Origin of the sequence: Deinococcus radiopugnans ATCC 19172, from assembly GCF_006335125.1 — a bacterium.
GTDB lineage: Bacteria > Deinococcota > Deinococci > Deinococcales > Deinococcaceae > Deinococcus > Deinococcus radiopugnans.
In genome coordinates, this window is record NZ_VDMO01000007.1 from 113,784 (window position 1) to 130,176 (window position 16,393).

The 16,393-nt window shown below is 66.9% G+C and carries 17 protein-coding genes, 1 other RNA gene and 1 pseudogene; 14 read left to right on the forward strand and 5 right to left on the reverse strand.

What is annotated here, in order from left to right; genetic code table 11:
* Nucleotides 1–23 precede the first annotated feature (23 nt).
* Nucleotides 24–1,346 (reverse strand): MFS transporter, encoded by a 1,323-nt coding sequence (locus FHR04_RS08110; RefSeq protein ID WP_249039032.1) that lies wholly within the window; start codon nucleotides 1,344–1,346, stop codon nucleotides 24–26.
* Between the two features lie 184 nt (nucleotides 1,347–1,530).
* On the opposite strand from FHR04_RS08110, the gene FHR04_RS08115 reads away from it, so the two are divergent.
* Entirely contained in the window at nucleotides 1,531–1,788 is a 258-nt protein-coding gene (locus FHR04_RS08115; protein ID WP_039684969.1) for a hypothetical protein, read from the forward strand.
* Nucleotides 1,789–1,874: 86 nt separating this feature from the next.
* On the opposite strand, the gene FHR04_RS08120 is transcribed toward FHR04_RS08115, so the two are convergent.
* Entirely contained in the window at nucleotides 1,875–2,354 is a 480-nt protein-coding gene (locus FHR04_RS08120) for a DUF420 domain-containing protein (protein ID WP_139402340.1), read from the reverse strand.
* Nucleotides 2,355–2,619: 265 nt separating this feature from the next.
* Between FHR04_RS08120 and FHR04_RS08125 the strand changes: the two genes are divergently transcribed.
* From FHR04_RS08125 to FHR04_RS21370, 7 genes are all read left to right on the forward strand, one after another.
* The gene (locus FHR04_RS08125) at nucleotides 2,620–3,600 is read left to right on the forward strand and encodes a COX15/CtaA family protein (protein WP_139402342.1); all 981 of its coding nucleotides are present in this window, start codon (nucleotides 2,620–2,622) and stop codon (nucleotides 3,598–3,600) included.
* Nucleotides 3,597–4,520: a heme o synthase gene (locus tag FHR04_RS08130; protein ID WP_139402344.1), complete on the forward strand. Its 924-nt coding sequence runs from the start codon at nucleotides 3,597–3,599 to the stop codon at nucleotides 4,518–4,520. Before FHR04_RS08125 ends, FHR04_RS08130 begins: the two co-directional genes overlap by 4 nt.
* A 423-nt stretch (nucleotides 4,521–4,943) precedes the next feature.
* Nucleotides 4,944–6,152: a cytochrome c oxidase subunit II gene (gene coxB / locus FHR04_RS08135; protein ID WP_311734708.1), complete on the forward strand. Its 1,209-nt coding sequence runs from the start codon at nucleotides 4,944–4,946 to the stop codon at nucleotides 6,150–6,152.
* Nucleotides 6,149–8,614: a cbb3-type cytochrome c oxidase subunit I gene (locus FHR04_RS08140; RefSeq protein ID WP_039684963.1), complete on the forward strand. Its 2,466-nt coding sequence runs from the start codon at nucleotides 6,149–6,151 to the stop codon at nucleotides 8,612–8,614. The genes coxB and FHR04_RS08140 overlap by 4 nt, the downstream gene beginning before the upstream one ends.
* A gap of 131 nt (nucleotides 8,615–8,745) precedes the next feature.
* Nucleotides 8,746–9,432, forward strand: a complete 687-nt coding sequence (locus FHR04_RS08145) for an SCO family protein (protein ID WP_139402346.1) — start codon at nucleotides 8,746–8,748, stop codon at nucleotides 9,430–9,432.
* 69 nt (nucleotides 9,433–9,501) lie between these two features.
* Nucleotides 9,502–9,942, forward strand: an RNA gene (rnpB, locus tag FHR04_RS08150) — RNase P RNA component class A.
* 36 nt (nucleotides 9,943–9,978) lie between these two features.
* Nucleotides 9,979–10,134 (forward strand): hypothetical protein, encoded by a 156-nt coding sequence (locus FHR04_RS21370; RefSeq protein WP_249039033.1) that lies wholly within the window; start codon nucleotides 9,979–9,981, stop codon nucleotides 10,132–10,134.
* On the opposite strand, the pseudogene FHR04_RS21375 reads toward FHR04_RS21370, so the two are convergent.
* Together FHR04_RS21375 and FHR04_RS08160 are read right to left on the reverse strand one after the other, a co-directional pair.
* Nucleotides 10,089–10,304 (reverse strand): annotated as a pseudogene (locus FHR04_RS21375) (DMT family transporter); the annotation flags it as partial. The gene FHR04_RS21370 and the pseudogene FHR04_RS21375 overlap by 46 nt on opposite strands.
* Nucleotides 10,301–10,615 carry a DMT family transporter gene (locus FHR04_RS08160; protein ID WP_039684960.1) on the reverse strand — a complete coding sequence of 105 codons (315 nt, stop codon included), beginning with the start codon at nucleotides 10,613–10,615 and terminating at the stop codon, nucleotides 10,301–10,303. The pseudogene FHR04_RS21375 and the gene FHR04_RS08160, both read right to left, overlap by 4 nt.
* Before the next feature lie 100 nt (nucleotides 10,616–10,715).
* Here FHR04_RS08160 and FHR04_RS08165 point away from each other — a divergent pair, with 100 nt between their 5' ends.
* Complete coding sequence (locus FHR04_RS08165; RefSeq protein ID WP_139402348.1) at nucleotides 10,716–11,315, forward strand: TetR/AcrR family transcriptional regulator; 600 nt, start codon at nucleotides 10,716–10,718, stop codon at nucleotides 11,313–11,315.
* On the opposite strand, the gene FHR04_RS08170 is transcribed toward FHR04_RS08165, so the two are convergent.
* Nucleotides 11,307–11,690: a DUF423 domain-containing protein gene (locus FHR04_RS08170; protein WP_139402350.1), complete on the reverse strand. Its 384-nt coding sequence runs from the start codon at nucleotides 11,688–11,690 to the stop codon at nucleotides 11,307–11,309. The two genes, FHR04_RS08165 and FHR04_RS08170, sit on opposite strands and share 9 nt — an antisense overlap.
* 377 nt (nucleotides 11,691–12,067) lie before the next feature.
* Between FHR04_RS08170 and mraZ the strand changes: the two genes are divergently transcribed.
* From mraZ to FHR04_RS20950, 5 genes are all read left to right on the forward strand, one after another.
* Nucleotides 12,068–12,496, forward strand: coding sequence for a division/cell wall cluster transcriptional repressor MraZ (mraZ, locus tag FHR04_RS08175; protein WP_039687341.1), 429 nt, complete (start codon nucleotides 12,068–12,070; stop codon nucleotides 12,494–12,496).
* Between the two features lie 5 nt (nucleotides 12,497–12,501).
* Nucleotides 12,502–13,422, forward strand: coding sequence for a 16S rRNA (cytosine(1402)-N(4))-methyltransferase RsmH (gene rsmH / locus FHR04_RS08180; RefSeq protein WP_139402352.1), 921 nt, complete (start codon nucleotides 12,502–12,504; stop codon nucleotides 13,420–13,422).
* Nucleotides 13,419–13,883 (forward strand): hypothetical protein, encoded by a 465-nt coding sequence (locus FHR04_RS21380; protein ID WP_249039034.1) that lies wholly within the window; start codon nucleotides 13,419–13,421, stop codon nucleotides 13,881–13,883. The genes rsmH and FHR04_RS21380 overlap by 4 nt, the downstream gene beginning before the upstream one ends.
* Nucleotides 13,874–15,232 (forward strand): peptidoglycan D,D-transpeptidase FtsI family protein, encoded by a 1,359-nt coding sequence (locus FHR04_RS08190; protein ID WP_039684953.1) that lies wholly within the window; start codon nucleotides 13,874–13,876, stop codon nucleotides 15,230–15,232. Before FHR04_RS21380 ends, FHR04_RS08190 begins: the two co-directional genes overlap by 10 nt.
* Nucleotides 15,233–15,722: 490 nt before the next feature.
* Nucleotides 15,723–16,343, forward strand: coding sequence for a 3D domain-containing protein (locus FHR04_RS20950; protein ID WP_170213899.1), 621 nt, complete (start codon nucleotides 15,723–15,725; stop codon nucleotides 16,341–16,343).
* Nucleotides 16,344–16,393 lie beyond the last annotated feature (50 nt).

Sequence of the window (16,393 nt, forward strand, 5' to 3'; positions counted from 1 at the left end):
GGACGCGGCGTGGGCTTTGTGCCTTAGAGGCGCGGCGCGGCGTCTGCCGGGGCTTTGAGAACCGTCACGCCCGATTCGGTCAGGTCGTGCGGCAGGTCATCCTCGATGTCGTCCAGATTCATGGCGCGCAGTTCGGGGGCCAGGTACGCGGTCACGCCCACCACGATCAGGGTCACGATGCCGCCCAGCCACACGCTGCGGGCGGTGCCCAGCAGGCTGGCCGCCACGCCGCTCTCGAAAGCGCCCAGCTCGTTGCTCGCGCCGATGAACATGCCGCTGACCGAATTGACCCGTCCGCGCATGTGGTCCGGCGCCTTGAGCTGCAGGGTGGCGCTGCGGATGACCATGCTGATGCCGTCGAACAGGCCGGTGGCGATCAGCGCGGCGACGCTCAGGTAGAAGTTGTGGGACAGCCCGAAAGTGATGATGCTGACGCCGAAACCCGCCACCGCCACCAGCAGCGTGCGTCCGGCGTTGCGGCCCGGCGGATGGCGGGTGGCGTACAGCATGACCCCCAGCGCCCCCACGCTCGGGGCGGCCACCAGCACGCTCAGGCCAATCGGCCCCACCCGCAGGATGTCGGAGGCGAAGATAGGGAGCAGCGCCACCGCCCCGCCGAACAGCACGCTGAACAGATCCAGCGCCATGCTGCCCACCAGCACCTGCCGCCCCACCACGAAAGCCAGCCCCTCCTTGATGCTCTGCCACAGGGGTTCGCCGGGGATGAAGCGTGGTTTCGGCTTGGGTTTCACGTAGGCCACGCACGCCAGCGACACCAGCAGCAGCGCGCAGGCCACGCCGTAGGCGCCCGCCGCTCCCACCGAGGCGTACAGCACCCCGCCCAGCGCCGGGCCGGTGATGGCCGCCGCCTGCCCCGCGCTGGAGCGCCACGCCGAGGCCCGCAGCAGCAGCTCGCGCGGGACCACCTGGGCCTGAAAGGCGGGCAGCGCCGGATCGGAAAACCCCCGCGCCACCCCCAACGTGAAGATCAGGGCCAGAATCGGGACGATGCCTCCCACCGTGGCGTGCGGCGCGTACAGCGCGAACAGCAGGGCGCACACCACCTCCACGCTGATGGTCATCAGCAGGATGCGGCGGCGGTCATTGCGGTCCGCGACCACGCCGCCGAACAGCGCCAGGCTCAGGGCCGGAATCGCCTCCACCAGCCCCAGGATGCCCAGCGTCAGCGGGTTTTTGGTGATCTGATACAGCTGGTAGGCCACTGTCAGGGCCACGGCGCGGCTGGCCAGCGTGCTGGTCACGGCCGCCAGCAGCATGGCGCGGAATTCCGGCAGGCGCAGCACATCCCGGCCTGCCGTGGTCTGGGCTTCGGGCGTGGAATTCACCCGCGCAGTTTAGGCCCGCAGTCCGCGGCTGTCTGAGTGCCACTGCTGAAGTGACATGGCGCTCCTCGCCCGCTCAAAACTGGACGGCGGCCACCAGCGGTGGAGCCACCGCCTGTCTCTCGTGACCCGTCCGGGGGGCGGCCTGGGAACATTCTTTTTCAGAGTTGTCCCGTATTCTGAAGGGATGCTGATTCTGGAAGGGAAATATGTGGTGCAGCCGAACAAGAAGCTGGCGATCTATGCCGAGGGCAAGACGCTGCCCGCCGGGACGCTGGAAAGCGATATCGAGGCCTTGCAGAAAAACTGCCAGGGCAAGGGCCGCTGCGACGTGCAGGTCAACACCCAGCACGGCATCATGCGCGGCACGCTGATCGAGAAGAAGCCTTACAAGTTCAGCGGCTGGCACTTCGAGGGGCATCTGGCGTTTCCGCCCAAGGCCTGAACTGCCCTGTCGTGAACGGCGCCGCTCTCCTCCTGATGAACCGGGAAGAGGGCGGCGCTTTCGTATGTCCTTCAGCGTCAGGCAGGCTAGCCGGTGACCAGCTCGCCCCACTGGCCCAGCACCAGGTAGATGATCCAGCCGGTAATGGCGACGTACAGCCACACCGGAACGGTCCAGCGCACCCAGGCGCGGTGCCTGTTGAAGTAGGGCAGGGCGGCGGGCGCGTCGATGTTGTTCAGGTTCCCGGCCCGCTTCAGGCCGTTCCAGGCATTCCACAGCGCCACCAGCGCCAGCGGCAGGTTGGCGGCGGCCAGGATGATGTGGCTGATCAGCAGGATGTAGTACGCCGGTTTCCAGGCTGCCGGCCCGGTGAAGACCTTCTCGTAGCCCAGGCCCAGGCGGGTCAGGTACAGCACCAGAAAGACTGTGGCCAGCGCGCTGGCCGTGAGCATGGCGCGCATGTGCCACACACGCCGGCCCGTGCGAATGAAGTACACGCCCGTACACAGGGCGATCCCGCTCAGAACGATCATGATGACCGCCCACTCGTTGATGATTGGTGCCATATCGCCGGGCAGTCTAGGGCCAGGGTGGGGGGCAGGATGGCCCGGTGTGCAGGGTCAGCAGTGGGGCCAGGGAAGATACGTGGTGCGGGCGTGGCACCGATCCGCCTCCCACTGCCCCTGGTCCGTCCAGCTCTGGCGCCGCCCAATCCCCACCGGGGGACAATCCGCCGCCAGTACAGGCGGGTAGAATGCGAGCTGTCATTCGCCGCCCGGTTTCTGAGCGCTCTATGCGTGGTGGGACCGGGGGGCAAGGGAAGGTGAGGAGTTGAGCAGAACGCTGACTGCCCCGCGCACGCTGCCGGGGGTGTGGTTGCCCCGGCTGGCCTGGGGGGCGCTGGCCTACAACGTATTGGTGATCCTGTGGGGCGCGGTGGTGCGCCTGACCGGGGCCGGGGCCGGTTGCGGGGACCACTGGCCGCTGTGCAACGGCGTGGTGGTGCCGCAGAATCCGACGCTGCATACGGTGATCGAATTCAGCCACCGCCTGACCAGCGGCGCCAGCGGCCTGCTGGCCATCGCCCTGGTCGGGCTGGCCTTTCTGGTCACGCGGCCCGGCCACCCGGCGCGCTTCGGCGCGGTGCTGAGCCTGGGCCTGATCGTTCTGGAAGGGCTGGTGGGCGGCGTGCAGGTGCTGCTGGGCCTGACCGCCCAGAGCACCGATCCGGCGCGCGGCTTCGTGCAGGGCATTCACCTGGCCAACACCTTCTTGTTGCTGGGGGCGCTGCTGCTCACGGCGCTGTGGGCGTCCGGCGCACCCCGGCTGCGGCTGCGCGGGCAGGGGCTGGCCGGCCTGTGGAGCTTCACTGGCCTGGGGCTGGTGCTGGCGCTGGGCATGGCCGGGGCCGTGACGGCACTGGGCGACCTGCTGTTCCTCCCGGCCGACGGCACGCCCATCGACACGGTGCGGCGCGACTTCGCGGCCACGGCGGGCGTGATCGAGAACCTGCGCGTCGTTCATCCCATGCTGGCGGTGCTGACGGCGGCCTTTCTGGTGTGGCTGGGCCTGTTCCTGCGCCGCGAACGGCCCTCGGCCCAGGTCAACCGCTGGAGCGTGACGCTGTGGGGGGTGCTGGCCCTGCAGATGGTGGCGGGCTTCGCCAACGTGGCCTTCAAGGCCCCGGCGTGGATGCAGCTCACGCACCTGCTGCTGGCCTGCGCCCTGTGGCTGGCCGCCGTGCTGCTGACCTACCACGCGCTGACGGCGCTGCGGGCCACGCGTCCGGCCCCGGCGGGGGTGGCGGCGTGACCACCACCGGACTGTCGGGAACGCCGGTGCGGGCCACCTGGCGCGACTATCTGGCGCTGACCAAACCCAAGGTCATCTCGCTGCTGCTGTGGACCACCGTGACGGCCATGTTCATGGCGGCGCGCGGCTGGCCGGGGCTGTGGCTGCTGGTGGTGGTCAGTCTCGCCGGATTCATGTCCGCCGGGTCGGCGGGCGTGTTCAACATGATCATCGACCGCGACATCGATCTCAAGATGGCGCGCACCGCCAAGCGGCCCACCACCAGCGGGCTGATCAGCTCCCGCGACGCGGCCATTTTCGGGACCACCTTGCAGGTGCTGTCGTTCGTTCTGCTGTGGGTCTGGGGCTCTCCGCTGGCCGCCTGGATGAGCCTGGCGGGCTTCGTCACCTACGTGGTGATCTATTCCATGCTGCTCAAGCGGCACACCTGGCACAACATCGTGCTGGGCGGGGCCGCCGGGTGCTTTCCGCCGCTGGTGGGCTGGGCCGCCGTCACCGGGGACCTGAACCTGTTCGCGTGGTTCCTGTTCGCCATCATCTTCTTCTGGACGCCGGTGCATTTCTGGGCGCTGGCCCTGATGATCAAAGACGAGTACCGCGAGGTGGGCATTCCCATGCTGCCGGTGGTGCACGGCGACAAGCTGACCGTGGCGCAGATCGGCCTGTACGCCATCTACACGGTGGTGCTGTCGCTGATGCCCGCGCTGCTGCACGAGGTCGGCGCCATCTACGTGATCAGTGCGGCGGCGCTGGGCGGCTGGCTGCTGGTGCTGTCGTGGCGGCTGTACAAGCACATCTTTGCGGGCCACAAGGTCGAGCGGAAGGTGGCCGTGCCGCTGTACCTGTACTCAATGCTGTATCTGGCGATCCTGTTCGTGATGGGCGCCGTGGACCGGATCGTCTTCGCACATCTGGGCTGATCCGTCCATCCGGGCTCAGGCGCCCGTTACAGGCCGGGCCGCGCGGGCGCCTCACAGGACGGGCAAAAGGGCCTGTTTCTGCGGCGTCGCAAGGACACTTGCCCACCCTGAGGTCTGCTTAGATGGGGGGGGCGCTTGACCGTTCGGTCAGCCTCGCTGGGTTCCGGGGACGTGGGCGCGGCAGCAAACGCCCAATCTGCCGCGTGAGGCGTTAAACTGCCAGGGAATCAAAGTAGACAGCATGGACAAGCACAGGACTCACGGCGTCAGGGTCGCAACACAGGATCCAGGGCAAAGGATAAGGAGCGGAAGTTGAATACCATACACCGTCACAGCGGCCAGTCTCAGGGGGAGCACCCGCCTCACGGGCAGTCAGGGACAGCGGCCAGGGAGAGTCTGCGGCGCAAGCTGAGCATCGGCCTTGTGGCCAGCCTGGGAGCGACGCTGCTCAGCGGCTGCGGCTCGCAACAGCTGGTGACCTTCGGGGATATGGCGTCGGGCTTCAACCGCGAAGTCGCGTTCATGAGCATCTTCGCCATCGCCCTGTCGGTCATTATTTTCGTGGCCGTGTCCTACGCGCTGTTCTTCACCGTCAACAAGTTCCGTGAAGACAAGAATACGGACGCCCCGGCGCAGTTTCACGGCAACAACCGTCTGGAACTGATTCTGGTGGTGGTGCCGGTCGTCATCGTGATGTTCCTGGCCGTGCTGACGGTTCGCAGCATGGCGATCCTCAACCCCGTGGCCGAGCAGACCACCAAGATCGACGTGCTGGGCCGTCAGTTCTGGTGGAATTTCTCGTACCCCGAGACCAAGGCCGACGCGGGCGGCGACGTGACCAACGGCAACGAGATGGTCATGCCGACCAAGCAGCCGGTGGCCCTGACCATCACCAGCGGTGACGTGATCCACGGCTTCTGGGCGCCCAACATCGGGGGACAGCGCGCGGCCATGCCCGGCGCCCTCAAGACCTGGAACGTGGACACCGACCGCGCCGCCGTGTATCAGGGCAACTGCACGCAGCTGTGCGGCGGCAGCCACGCCAACATGCGCTACAAGGTCGTGGCGCTGGACCAGGAGCGGTACACCACCTTCCTGGCCGCCGCCAAGGCCTACCGCGCGCCTGAACCCGCCGAGGGCAGCGCCGAGGCGCGCGGCTACGAGCTGTTCATGAAGGGCAACCCCGCCACCGGCGCGCTGGCGTGCGCCGCCTGTCACCGCGTGCAGGGCACCACGGCGGCCGGAGCGGCTGGCCCTGACCTGAGCTTCTTCGGCACCCGCCGCACGCTGGGCGCGGGCATGTGGGAAGCCATGACCCCCGAGCACTGGGAAGCCCCCGACGCCAAGGCCCACCTGCACGCCTGGATCAAGCACAGCCCCAAGGTCAAGCCCGGCAGCCTGATGCCCACCTACGACGGCAGCGAGTACGAGGTCAACGGCAAGCTGGTCAAGGGCGGCGTCCTGACCGACGAGCAGATCGACGACGTGGCCGCGTACCTGCGCACCCTCAAGTTGCCCGAAGAGGCCGACTACTGGAACAACACGCCCGTCTACGGTTCATCGGACGCGGCTGAGAATGCCCCCACGCCACTGGCCAAGACTTCTAGCCCCACACCGGGAGGTAAGCAGTGACCATTCAGGCTCCACAGCAGGTTCCCAGTCACGCCCCCTCCGCGCGGCCCAGCGCCTGGGAAGTCCTCAAGGACTACATGATGACCACCGATCATAAAAAGATCGGGACCCTGTACATCCTGACCAGCATCATCGGTTTTGCCATTGCGGGCTTTCTGGCCGTCGCCATCCGCATTCAGCTGGCGGTGCCGGACAACACCTTCCTGATCGGCACCACCTACAACCAGGTGCTGACCCTGCACGCCGCGCTGATGCTCTTTTTCTTCCTGATTCCGATTGGCCTGTTCGGCTTCGGCAACTGGTTCCTGCCGCTGCAACTCGGGGTGCGGGACGTGGCGCTGCCGCGCATCAACACCTTTGCGGTGTGGCTGTTCATCTTCTCGCTGATCCTGGTGATCACAGGTCTCGCCAACGGCGGCGCCCCCAGCGTCGGCTGGACGTTCTATTACCCGCTGTCGGTGGACGCCAACCAGCCCGGCGTGTCGGTGCTGATGGTGGCGCTGACCCTCAACGGCATCGCCTCGCTGCTGGGGAGCGCCAACTTCGCGGCCACCATCGTCAACATGCGCGCCCCCGGCATGAGCCTGTGGAAAATGCCCATCTTCGTGTGGGCGATCTTCTCCACCTCGATCCTGCAGCTGATCTCGCTGGGCGGCCTGACGGCGGCGGCGCTGGTCACCTTCCTGGAAATCAAGCTGGGCCTGAGCATGTTCAACCCCGGCATCGGCGGCGTGCCGGTGATGTTCCAGCAGTTCTTCTGGTTCTACTCGCACCCTGCCGTGTACGTGATGCTGCTGCCCTACCTGGGCATCGGTGCGGAAATCGCCTCCACCATGGCCCGCAAGCCGCTTTTCGGCTACCGCGTGATGGTGTACTCGCTGCTGGGCATCGTGCTGGTCTCGCTGCTGGTGTGGGCGCACCACATGTTCGCCGTGGGCCTGCCCGAGTCGTGGCAGATCGCCTTCATGATCGCCACCATGATTGTGGCCGTACCCACCGGGGTCAAGATCTTTAACCTGATCGGCACGCTGTACGGCGGGCGCATCATCATGAAGACGCCCACCTACTGGCTGGTCGGCTTTATCTTCAACTTCCTGATCGGGGGGATCACCGGCGTGTCGCTGGGCATGATTCCCTTCGACTACCACGTCACCATGTCGTACTACGTGGTGGCCCACTTCCACAACGTGATGATGTTCGGCACGGCGTTCCTGGCGATGGGCGGGCTGTACTACTGGTGGCCCAAGATGACCGGGCGCTTCATGGACGAGAAGCTGGGCATGTGGCACTTCTGGCTTTTCATGGTGGGCTCGTGGATGACCTTCCTGCCGCAGTACATCCTGGGCCTGCTGGGCATGCCGCGCCGCTACTACACCTACCCTGCCGGCAACTTCGCCTGGACCGAACTGAACTTCGTCTCCACGCTGGGCGCGCTGACGCTGCTGGCCGGGGGCGCGGTGTGGTTCTGGAACATGTACATCACCGCCAAGAAGCCCGCCACCGCGTCCAACAACCCCTGGGGCGGCTACACGCTGGAATGGACGTCGTCCAGCCCGCCCGCCGCGTACAACTTCGCCCACGAGTTCCCCACCACCTTCCCCACCGAGCGCCCGCTGTACGACTGGGAGAAGAACGGCGACACCCTGACCCCGGTGGACCCCAAGACCATCCACCTGCCACAGGACAGCATCTGGCCCTTCGTGACCGCCGTGGGTCTGCTGCTGATGGGCTACGGCCTGAGCTTCGGCTGGTTCACCAACTACACCCCGGCGGGCGGCCTGCAGCCCTTCTTCGAGGCCGCGCCCAGCCACGTCTTCGCCAGCCTGGTGCTGTACCTCAGCTTCCCGGTGTTCCTGTGGGGCCTGTTCAAGTGGGCCGGAACGCGTGAGTACGCCGTGCCCGTCGCGCACCACCACCTGACCAAGTACGACAACGGCTTCATGGGCATGGCGTGGTTCATCATCTCCGAAATCGGCCTGTTCGGCGTGCTGATCGCCGGGTACGTGTATCTGCGCGTCAGCGGTCTGGCCGAGCCGCCCGCCCTGCGTCCCAACGTGTGGCTGGCCGCGCTGAACACCCTGATTCTGGTGTCGTCCTCGTTCGTGATTCACCGCGCCGAGCAGGACAACCACCACGGCAAGGTCACGCGCTTCCGCCTGGGCCTGTTCGTGACGCTGCTGCTGGGCGCCGCCTTCATGCTGTTCCAGGTCTACGAGTTCTCGCTGTTCGGCTTCGAGAGCGACTGGAAACAGAACCTGTGGCAGTCGTGCTTCTTCATCATCGTCGGCCTGCACGGTCTGCACATCCTGATCGGCGGCACGGGCGTGGCGCTGCCGTACTACCAGGCCATGACCGGCAAGATGGACAAGTACAACCACGGTTCGATCACGCCCGCCAGCCTGTACTGGCACCTGGTGGACGTGGTGTGGCTGCTCATTGTGGCGATCTTCTACGCCTGGTAGTCAGGCGCAAGAAGACTGAAGCTGAGGGGGCGGGAAAGGCAGCAATGCTTTCCCGCCCCCTCTTTTCGTCCCCCACCCTTTCGCTTCTGCTGGGGACACGTCGCCCGCCCGCCGCGCCCTAGCCTGAGCGCATGAAGTGGCTGACGGGCATCTTGTTGGGAATCGCGGTGGTGCTGGGCGGTCTGCTGTTCGCGCGGCAGGCCAATCCCGGCGTGACGGGGGGCACGGCGCTGGATCACCCGGTGCCCCTGCCCGCGCTGAAACTGGTGGACGATCGGGGCGAGGCCACGACGCTGGCCCACGGCGACGGGCGCCTGCGGCTGATCTTCTACGGCTTCGTGCGCTGTCCCGACGTCTGCCCGGCCACGCTGGCGAGTCTGAAGAACAGTTACGAGGAGCTGACGCCGCCGCAGCAGCAAAAGCTCCAGATTCAGTTCATCACGGTGGATCCCACCTTCGACACGCCGGAGGTGGTGCGGGCCTACCTGAACCGTTTCGAGCCGGCCTTTACCGGGCTGACAGGCAAAGCCGACACCATCGACGCGGCGGCCAGGGCCATGTTCGTGGCGAACGTCAAGCCCCAGCCGGCCATGGAGATGGACCACAGCGCTCACCTGGCGGCCCCGGCAGGTTCGGGGGCGGACAATGCCCAGGCCGCCGGCGCGGGAGCCGGTGAAGCGGCCCGCATCCACGGCGATCAGGTCAGCGTGGTGGACCCGCAGGGGCAGTTCGTGCGGGTCTACAGCAATCTGGACGTGATCGGCGGCGCGTTGCAGCAGGATTTGCCGGGACTGATCCGCAAGTACGGCGGGTCTTGAACCCTGCAGGCAGCGTCGCGCGGGCGGCGTCAGGGTGGCGCGGGATCAGGCTCTGCTATGCTGCTCCGCGCGGGGGAATGTTCGGCCGCGCCGCCCGCTCTTTCGGGAGTGGGGGTGAGGAAAGTCCGGGCACCGCAGGGCAGGATGCCAGCTAACGGCTGGTCGGCGAGTCAAGTGCCCGCGTCGCGCGCCTGCGCGTGGGTGGCGGCGAAGCCGAAGGACAGTGCCACAGAAACCAGACCGCCAGCATCCATTCAAGGCCGGGCGTGGGCCGGAAGCTGGTCAGGGTGAAACGGTGCGGTAAGAGCGCACCAGGCCGCAGGGAGACCTCGCGGCGTCTGGTAAACCCCATCCGGTGCAAGACCCGATAGCGCGCGAGGAACGGCCCGTTCCAGTGACCGCCAGGATGGTCGCAACGAGGCGCGGCGGCGACGCCCGCCCCAGAGAGATGGCCGAACAGTCACCCTCAGAAGTGATGGACAGAACCCGGCTTACAGTTCCCCCGCACCACCCGCCGCCCCTTCCTCTGCTGAAGGGGCGGCTTCCTTGGCCGATTTGGGGCCGCCCACCAGCTTCAGCCCGATCAGCGCGGCGATCAGCAGCGCGATCATGATCAGCCGCGCGGGGCTGAGGCTCTCGCCGAACAGCGCCGTGCCCATGAACACCGCCCCCACCGCGCCAATGCCCGTCCAGATGGCGTAGGCGGTGCCCAGCGGAATGGTCTTCAAGGCCCGCGCCAGAAAGTCGAAGCTGAGGTAGGCGCAGACCAGAAACACGTAGAAGAACAGCGGCTGGGTCTGCTCCAGCTTCAGCGCGGTGGCGAAGCCGATTTCCATCAGCCCGCCCAGGATCAGCCAGTGCCAGCCGGTCATGGCAGCACCCGCAGCCCGATGATCAGCGCCACCACCACGCCCAGCAGCCCCAGCCGCAGCGGCGTGGCCGATTCGCGAAAATAGACGATGCCCACCAGCGCCGTGCCCACCGCCCCGATGCCGGTCCACACCGCGTAGACCGTGCCCAGCGGCAGGGTTTCCAGCGCCCGGCTCATCAGCTGGAAGCTGGCGATGGCGAACAGCAGGAAAAATGCGCTGGGCCACTTCTTTTTAAAGCCGTCGCTGAGTTGCAGACAGGTGGTAAAGCCGATCTCACACAGGCCGGCCAGCAGCAGGGCAGTCCATCCCACAGAGGTCTCCTTCGCGTTTTTAGCACAGCTGTGCTAAACGCGTGGACTAGAAATATCATATGGGGGCTGTTATCGCAACAGTGTGCTAAAACGATTCTGTATGCCCCGAATCGTCGACCACGATCAGCGCCGCGCCGAACTGACGGCGGCGGTCTGGAGCCTGATTCGCGAGCAGGGGCTGGCGGGGGTGACCATTCGCAACCTGTCGCAACGCAGCGGCTGGTCCAGCGGGGCCATTCGCCATTACCTGCCCAATCGCGAGGCCATCCTGGGCTTTGCCGCCGGGCAGATCGGCGAGCGGGCCTGGGAGCGCGTGCAGTCGGTGCCGGCCAGCGACGATCCCTTCCAGGACTTCCTGAACCGGCTGGAAGTGACCCTGCCGCTGGACGAGGCCGGCCGCGTGTGGCTGGAGGTGTGGCTGGCCTTCGTGGGCGCGGCGGTCAGCGATCAGGACTTCGCCGATGCCCAGGGCGTGCTGTACCGCGACCTGAACACCATTTTTGTGGAGGCGTTCGAGCAGTTCGCCCGTCACGGCTGGTTGCCCGCGCACACGCCGCAGGCGGCGGCCACCGAGATTCACGCCCTGCTGGACGGCCTGAGCGTGCATCTGCTGCTGCACCAGATCAACCCCGCACAGGCCCGCACGACGCTGGAAGCAGCCCTGTCCCGCATGCTGATCCGGCCGGAACCTTCAGCCTGAGTGCCGGGCGTCCAGCGCCGCCAGCACAAATCCCGCGATCAGCAGCACGCCGCCTATCGGGGTCACCGCGCCCAGCCACTTCACGCCGGTCAGCGCCAGGATGTACAGCGTGCCGCTGAAGATGACGGCCCCGGCCAGCAGCAGCGCGGGCGCGCGGCGTTGCTCGGGGCGGGTGCCCAGCACCAGCAGCGCCAGCGCGGCGTACATCTGGTAACGCACCCCCGTCTCGAAATTGGTCAGCAGCTCCGGCGTCAGCCTGGCTTTCAGCGCGTGGGCGGCGAAGGCCCCCAGGGCCACTCCCAGTGCGGCCAGGATGGCCCCGGTGGGGAAGGCAGGGAGGGAGGCGGCAGAGGGGGCGGAACGGCTCAGGCGCATGGCCCCAGCTTAGGGGGAAAGGTGTGGGGTTTTGTCCTGCGCGGTGGGGCAGGGGGGTGCGGCCCAGATTCTGCCTGCTGACCCCTCTGAAAGTGCTAATTTGCTGTCCGTTACGGGATTCTCTGCCCTGCATTCCGCTGCGTACGCCATCCACCAGAAGACCCACCGGGGGAAGTGGGTGGGAAAAGCGGGCAACATCTGGGGAAATCAGGGGGAATTGGTGGGAACAGGTGGTAATTCGTGGGAGGGCTTGTTACACTCCTGCGTACAACCTGAAGCCTTTCTTTATGTGCCTTTCAGGTTGAAAGGCGGGCGTGCCCTCTACCTGCGTCTTGTGGGAGCGGGTGGGAAAAGCCGCCAAAGGAGAGGAAGAAGATTTGCCGTTCGGAGAGTACCCCTACACCATCGACGACAAGGGCCGCGTGGTCATGCCCCCCGCCTTTCGGGAATTCGTCGAGGACGGCATGATTCTGACGCGCGGGATGGAAGGTTGCCTGTACGTCTTTCCGCTGGCGAGCTGGCGACGGGTGGAAGAACAGCTTGAAGGGCTGCCGCTGACTGACGCCGAATCCCGCGCCTTTGTCCGCTTCTTCTACTCGGGGGCCAGCAAGGCGCGGCTGGACAACCAGAGCCGCGTTTCCGTGCCCCAGCCCCTGCGGACCTTTGCGGCGCTGGACGGCGACGTCGTCGTGGCGGGCGCGCCAGGCCGCCTGGAACTGTGGACCCCGGCCCGCTGGGACGCGGCCATCAGCGCCGTGCAGGACCATCCCCCCAAACCCGACCTCCTCATCAATTTCGTGGCGTGATTCGCATGAACAACACTGCACCCGATTCCTCCAGCGACTCCCCGCCCACCCCTGTGGCCCTGACCCATGTGCCCGTGCTGGCCGCCGAGGTCCTGGACGCCCTGAATCCGGCTCCCGGCAAGATGTTTGTGGACGGCACGCTGGGCGGCGCGGGCCACACCCGGCTGCTGCTCGCGGCGGGGGCCCGCGTGTACGGCATCGATCAGGACCCCTTTGCGCTGGACCGCGCCCGCGAGGCCGGTCTGGACGGACTGACGGTGCTGCAGGGCAATTACCGCGACATGGGGGCGCTGCTTGCCGGGGCAGGCGTGAGCGAGGTGGACGGGGTGCTGCTCGACATCGGCGTCAGCTCGTTTCAGCTGGACGACACGGACCGCGGCTTCTCGTACCACAGCGAGGCCCCGCTGGACATGCGCATGAGCCAGTCCGGGGAAAGTGCCGCCGAGGTGGTCAACACCTATCCCGAAGCCGAGCTGGCCTCGATCATCTACGAGTACGGCGAGGACCGCCTGTCGCGCCGGATCGCGCGCGGCATCGTGTACGCCCGCGAGAAGGCGCCGATTGAAACCACCGTGCAACTGGCCGAGATCGTCAAGCGGGCCTACCCCGGCTTCAGCAAGGGCATCCACCCGGCGCGGCGCACCTTCCAGGCCCTGCGGATCCACGTCAACGATGAACTGGGCGCGCTGCGCGACGGCCTGAGCGCCGCTGAGGCGCTGCTGCGTCCTGGCGGGCGGCTGGCTGTGATCAGCTTCCACTCGCTGGAAGACCGCATCGTGAAGCGTTTTCTGCTGGGCAGCGCGGCCCTGCGCCCGCTGACCAAGCGCCCGGTGATCGCCGCGGAAGACGAGCAGGCCAGCAACCCGCGCGCCCGCAGCGCCAAGCTGCGCAGCGCCGAGAAGCTGGACCCGGAGGTGACGGCGTGAGTGCCCTGCGCCCAAGGGTGCGCAGCCTCGACCTGACCGAGGCCACCTGGCGGGGCCGGGCCGTCCGCTACGTGCTGATCTACCTGGCCCTGGCGCTGGCCCTGGTGGGGGCGCGCTACTTCACCCAGGACATTCGCCCGGCCCTGCGCGCCGTTCAGGAGCGTGAGGCGACGCTGCTGACCCAGCGCAACGATCTGGCGGTGCAGGTTCAGACGCTGGAGAACCCGCAGCGCATTCGGGACTGGGCCTTCGCCAACGGCATGGTCCGCTTCGCCGAGGCCCCCAAGGAATCCCAGGCGATCCTGCCGCTGCCGCCGCCGGGCTTGAAAGACGCGGCGGCTACGCCAAAGCCAGCCGCGCCCGGTTTCGCTCCGCCTGCCCCTACATCCAGCCCGGTTCAGCCGCCCCGTCCCCCAGCCCAGCCCGACAACACCGTGGAGGTGAGAACGCAGTGGAGGTAAAGATTCGCAACCGCTCCCGTCTGATGCAGGTGGTGGCGACCGTGCTGTTCCTGTCACTGGTGTGGGCCTACGCGCAACTGGAGTGGAACGTGCCCAGCAGCGTGGGCCGCAGCCTGGTGCAGTCGCGCGGCACGATCACGTCCAGCGACGGCAAGGTGCTGGCCCAGAGCGTGGACGGCAAGCGCGTGTACCCGCAGGGCCACCTGGCCGGGCAGGTGCTGGGCATGATGGGCACCACCGACGGTCTGGAAGGCCTGGAGTACGCCTATGACCGCAGTCTGGCCTCGGGGCAGGACCTGCGCCTGACCATCAACACCAGCGTTCAGGCCGCCGCCGAATCCGCGCTGCGCAAGGCCATTCCGGAGCACGAGGCCGAGTACGGCTCGGTGGTGGTCATGGAGACCCGCACCGGACGCGTGCTGGCGGCGGCCAGTTACCCGGCCTTCGATCCCAACCACTGGCGCGACTACAGCCTGGATGCCCGGCGCAATCGCCCCTTCCTGGACGTGTACGAGCCGGGTTCGGTGATCAAAGGGCTGGTGGTGGCCGCCGCGATCAACGAGGGCCTGACCACCCCCAAGACTGTCTACGAGACGCCCATGAACCGCCACGTCGGTGGGCGCTGGGGCAGCGTCATCCACGACGCGGTGGACCATCCCAGCACCCTGACCACCAAACAGATCCTGCGTTACAGCAGCAACGTGGGCATGAGCCACATCGTGGAGAAGTTCGGGTCCGACAAGCTGCGCGCCTACTTCACGCAGTACGGCTTCGGCAGCTACCCGGACATGCCGGTGGTGCCCGCTGCCACCGGACAGCTGCAGCCGCTGCGCAAGTGGGACGATCTGGTGCGCGTGACCAACGCCTTCGGCCAGGGCATGAGTGCCACCACGCTGCAACTGGCCTCGGCCTACAACGCGCTGGCCAACGACGGTCTGTACCTCCCGCCCCAGCTGGTGGAGGGCGTGGCCGGCCCGGCCGAAAAGCGCGAGATCGTGCGTCCCGAGGTGGCCCGCACCACCCGCACCATGCTGCAGGCGGTCATTGAGGAGGGGATTCCGCATCAGGCCGGCATCAAGGGCTACGCATTGGGCGGCAAGACCGGCACGGCCCAGGTCGTCGTTGACGGGCGGTACTCCTCGACCATCTACAACAGCGTGTTCACCGGCTTCTATCCGGTAGACGCCCCGCAAATTACGGTGGTGGCGATGGCCCACGGCGCGAAGCTGAGCTATCACGGGTCCATGCTGGCCGCGCCCGTGTTCCGCGAAATCATGAAGGACGTGCTGTCGACCTGGGGTGCGGCCCCCCGCATTGAGGCCCCCAAGGCCGCGGAAAACGAAAAGTAGCAGATCCAGAAGCCCGCAGCGTGTCCTTCCTGAGCCTCTGCTGAGAGCTTGATGCGCTGCGGCGACGCTTTTGTCCGCAAGGCGCAGGGCCGTTCAGTTGCCCGCTCTGTCAACCGTGGCGCAACTCATGTTTCAGCGAGAAAACCTCGGCCCCGCCTCTCGAAATGCCCTGGCACGAGCCTCTCGTCCTCCTAAAGGATGAGGGGAGCGGCGAGGGATTGAACGCTCTCTCATTCTTTGGGCAATTTAGCCAACGGGGTTTTTAGGCCGTTTTGAATTGAGTCAAAAAATTTAATCTGGATTTGTGAGACCAGGGACAGGTCCGGCTCATATCCTGACGATGTTGTCCCTCTAGGCTCACCTCCAAGGTCGGGGGCGTCTTGACGACTGCCCACAGACTTAACCACAAATCATTTCTGAACTGCGCCTGGCCCGGTGGGCCGCGCACTGGACGCGGGCCGCACCACCGCCCATGCCCCAAGGAGAACATATGGTTTCAAAACTCAACCGCTGGACCTTCGGCGTTTTGTTCGGCATTGCGGGCCTGGCCTGCGCGACTCCCGCCCTTCCGGCCAGCTCGGTGGCCAGCGACGCCGTGCGTCAGGCCATGGTGGTGACGCCGCCGCCCGCCCCCGTGGTTCAGCGCGCCGCGGCTCCGGCGGCGCGTCCACAGCCCACCGCGCAGGCCCAGGCGGCGCAGGCCCGGGCCGCCGCCGTCGCTCAGGCCCAGCGGCCCCAGGCTCAGCCCGCGCCCGCCGCTCCCGTGGCCGCCCTCACCGCGCGGGGCCGCTCGGCCATCGTCCGGGCCACGGCCTACAACAGCCTGGCGGGACAGACCGACAGCACGCCGTTTATCACGGCCACCGGCACCCGCACCCGCCCCGGCGTCGTGGCCCTGAGCCGCGACATGCTGCGCCTGTTCCCCTACGGCACCCGCATCACCATCGAGGACCTGAGCGGGCGCTACAACAACCTGCTGCGCGGCCGCACCTTTATCGTCGAGGACACCATGGCCGCCCGCAAGACCGGCAGCCTGGACATCTGGATGAGCACCCGCAGCCAGGCCATCAACTTCGGGGCTCGGCAGGTGCGGATCACGGCGCTTCGCTGAACATCGTCACCGCCTGAGCGTCAGGCGGAACCCACCCGAGTCGTCCATCT

What these genes read in the sequence shown, in the direction of transcription:
- FHR04_RS08170 (WP_139402350.1), bottom strand. Translation starts at nt 11,690, where the DNA reads ATGCGCCTGAGCCGTTCCGCCCCCTCTGCCGCCTCCCTCCCTGCCTTC.
- FHR04_RS08115 (WP_039684969.1), top strand. Translation starts at nt 1,531, where the DNA reads ATGCTGATTCTGGAAGGGAAATATGTGGTGCAGCCGAACAAGAAGCTG.
- FHR04_RS08145 (WP_139402346.1), top strand. Translation starts at nt 8,746, where the DNA reads ATGAAGTGGCTGACGGGCATCTTGTTGGGAATCGCGGTGGTGCTGGGC.
- rsmH (WP_139402352.1), top strand. Translation starts at nt 12,502, where the DNA reads ATGAACAACACTGCACCCGATTCCTCCAGCGACTCCCCGCCCACCCCT.
- FHR04_RS08120 (WP_139402340.1), bottom strand. Translation starts at nt 2,354, where the DNA reads ATGGCACCAATCATCAACGAGTGGGCGGTCATCATGATCGTTCTGAGC.
- FHR04_RS08165 (WP_139402348.1), top strand. Translation starts at nt 10,716, where the DNA reads ATGCCCCGAATCGTCGACCACGATCAGCGCCGCGCCGAACTGACGGCG.
- FHR04_RS20950 (WP_170213899.1), top strand. Translation starts at nt 15,723, where the DNA reads ATGGTTTCAAAACTCAACCGCTGGACCTTCGGCGTTTTGTTCGGCATT.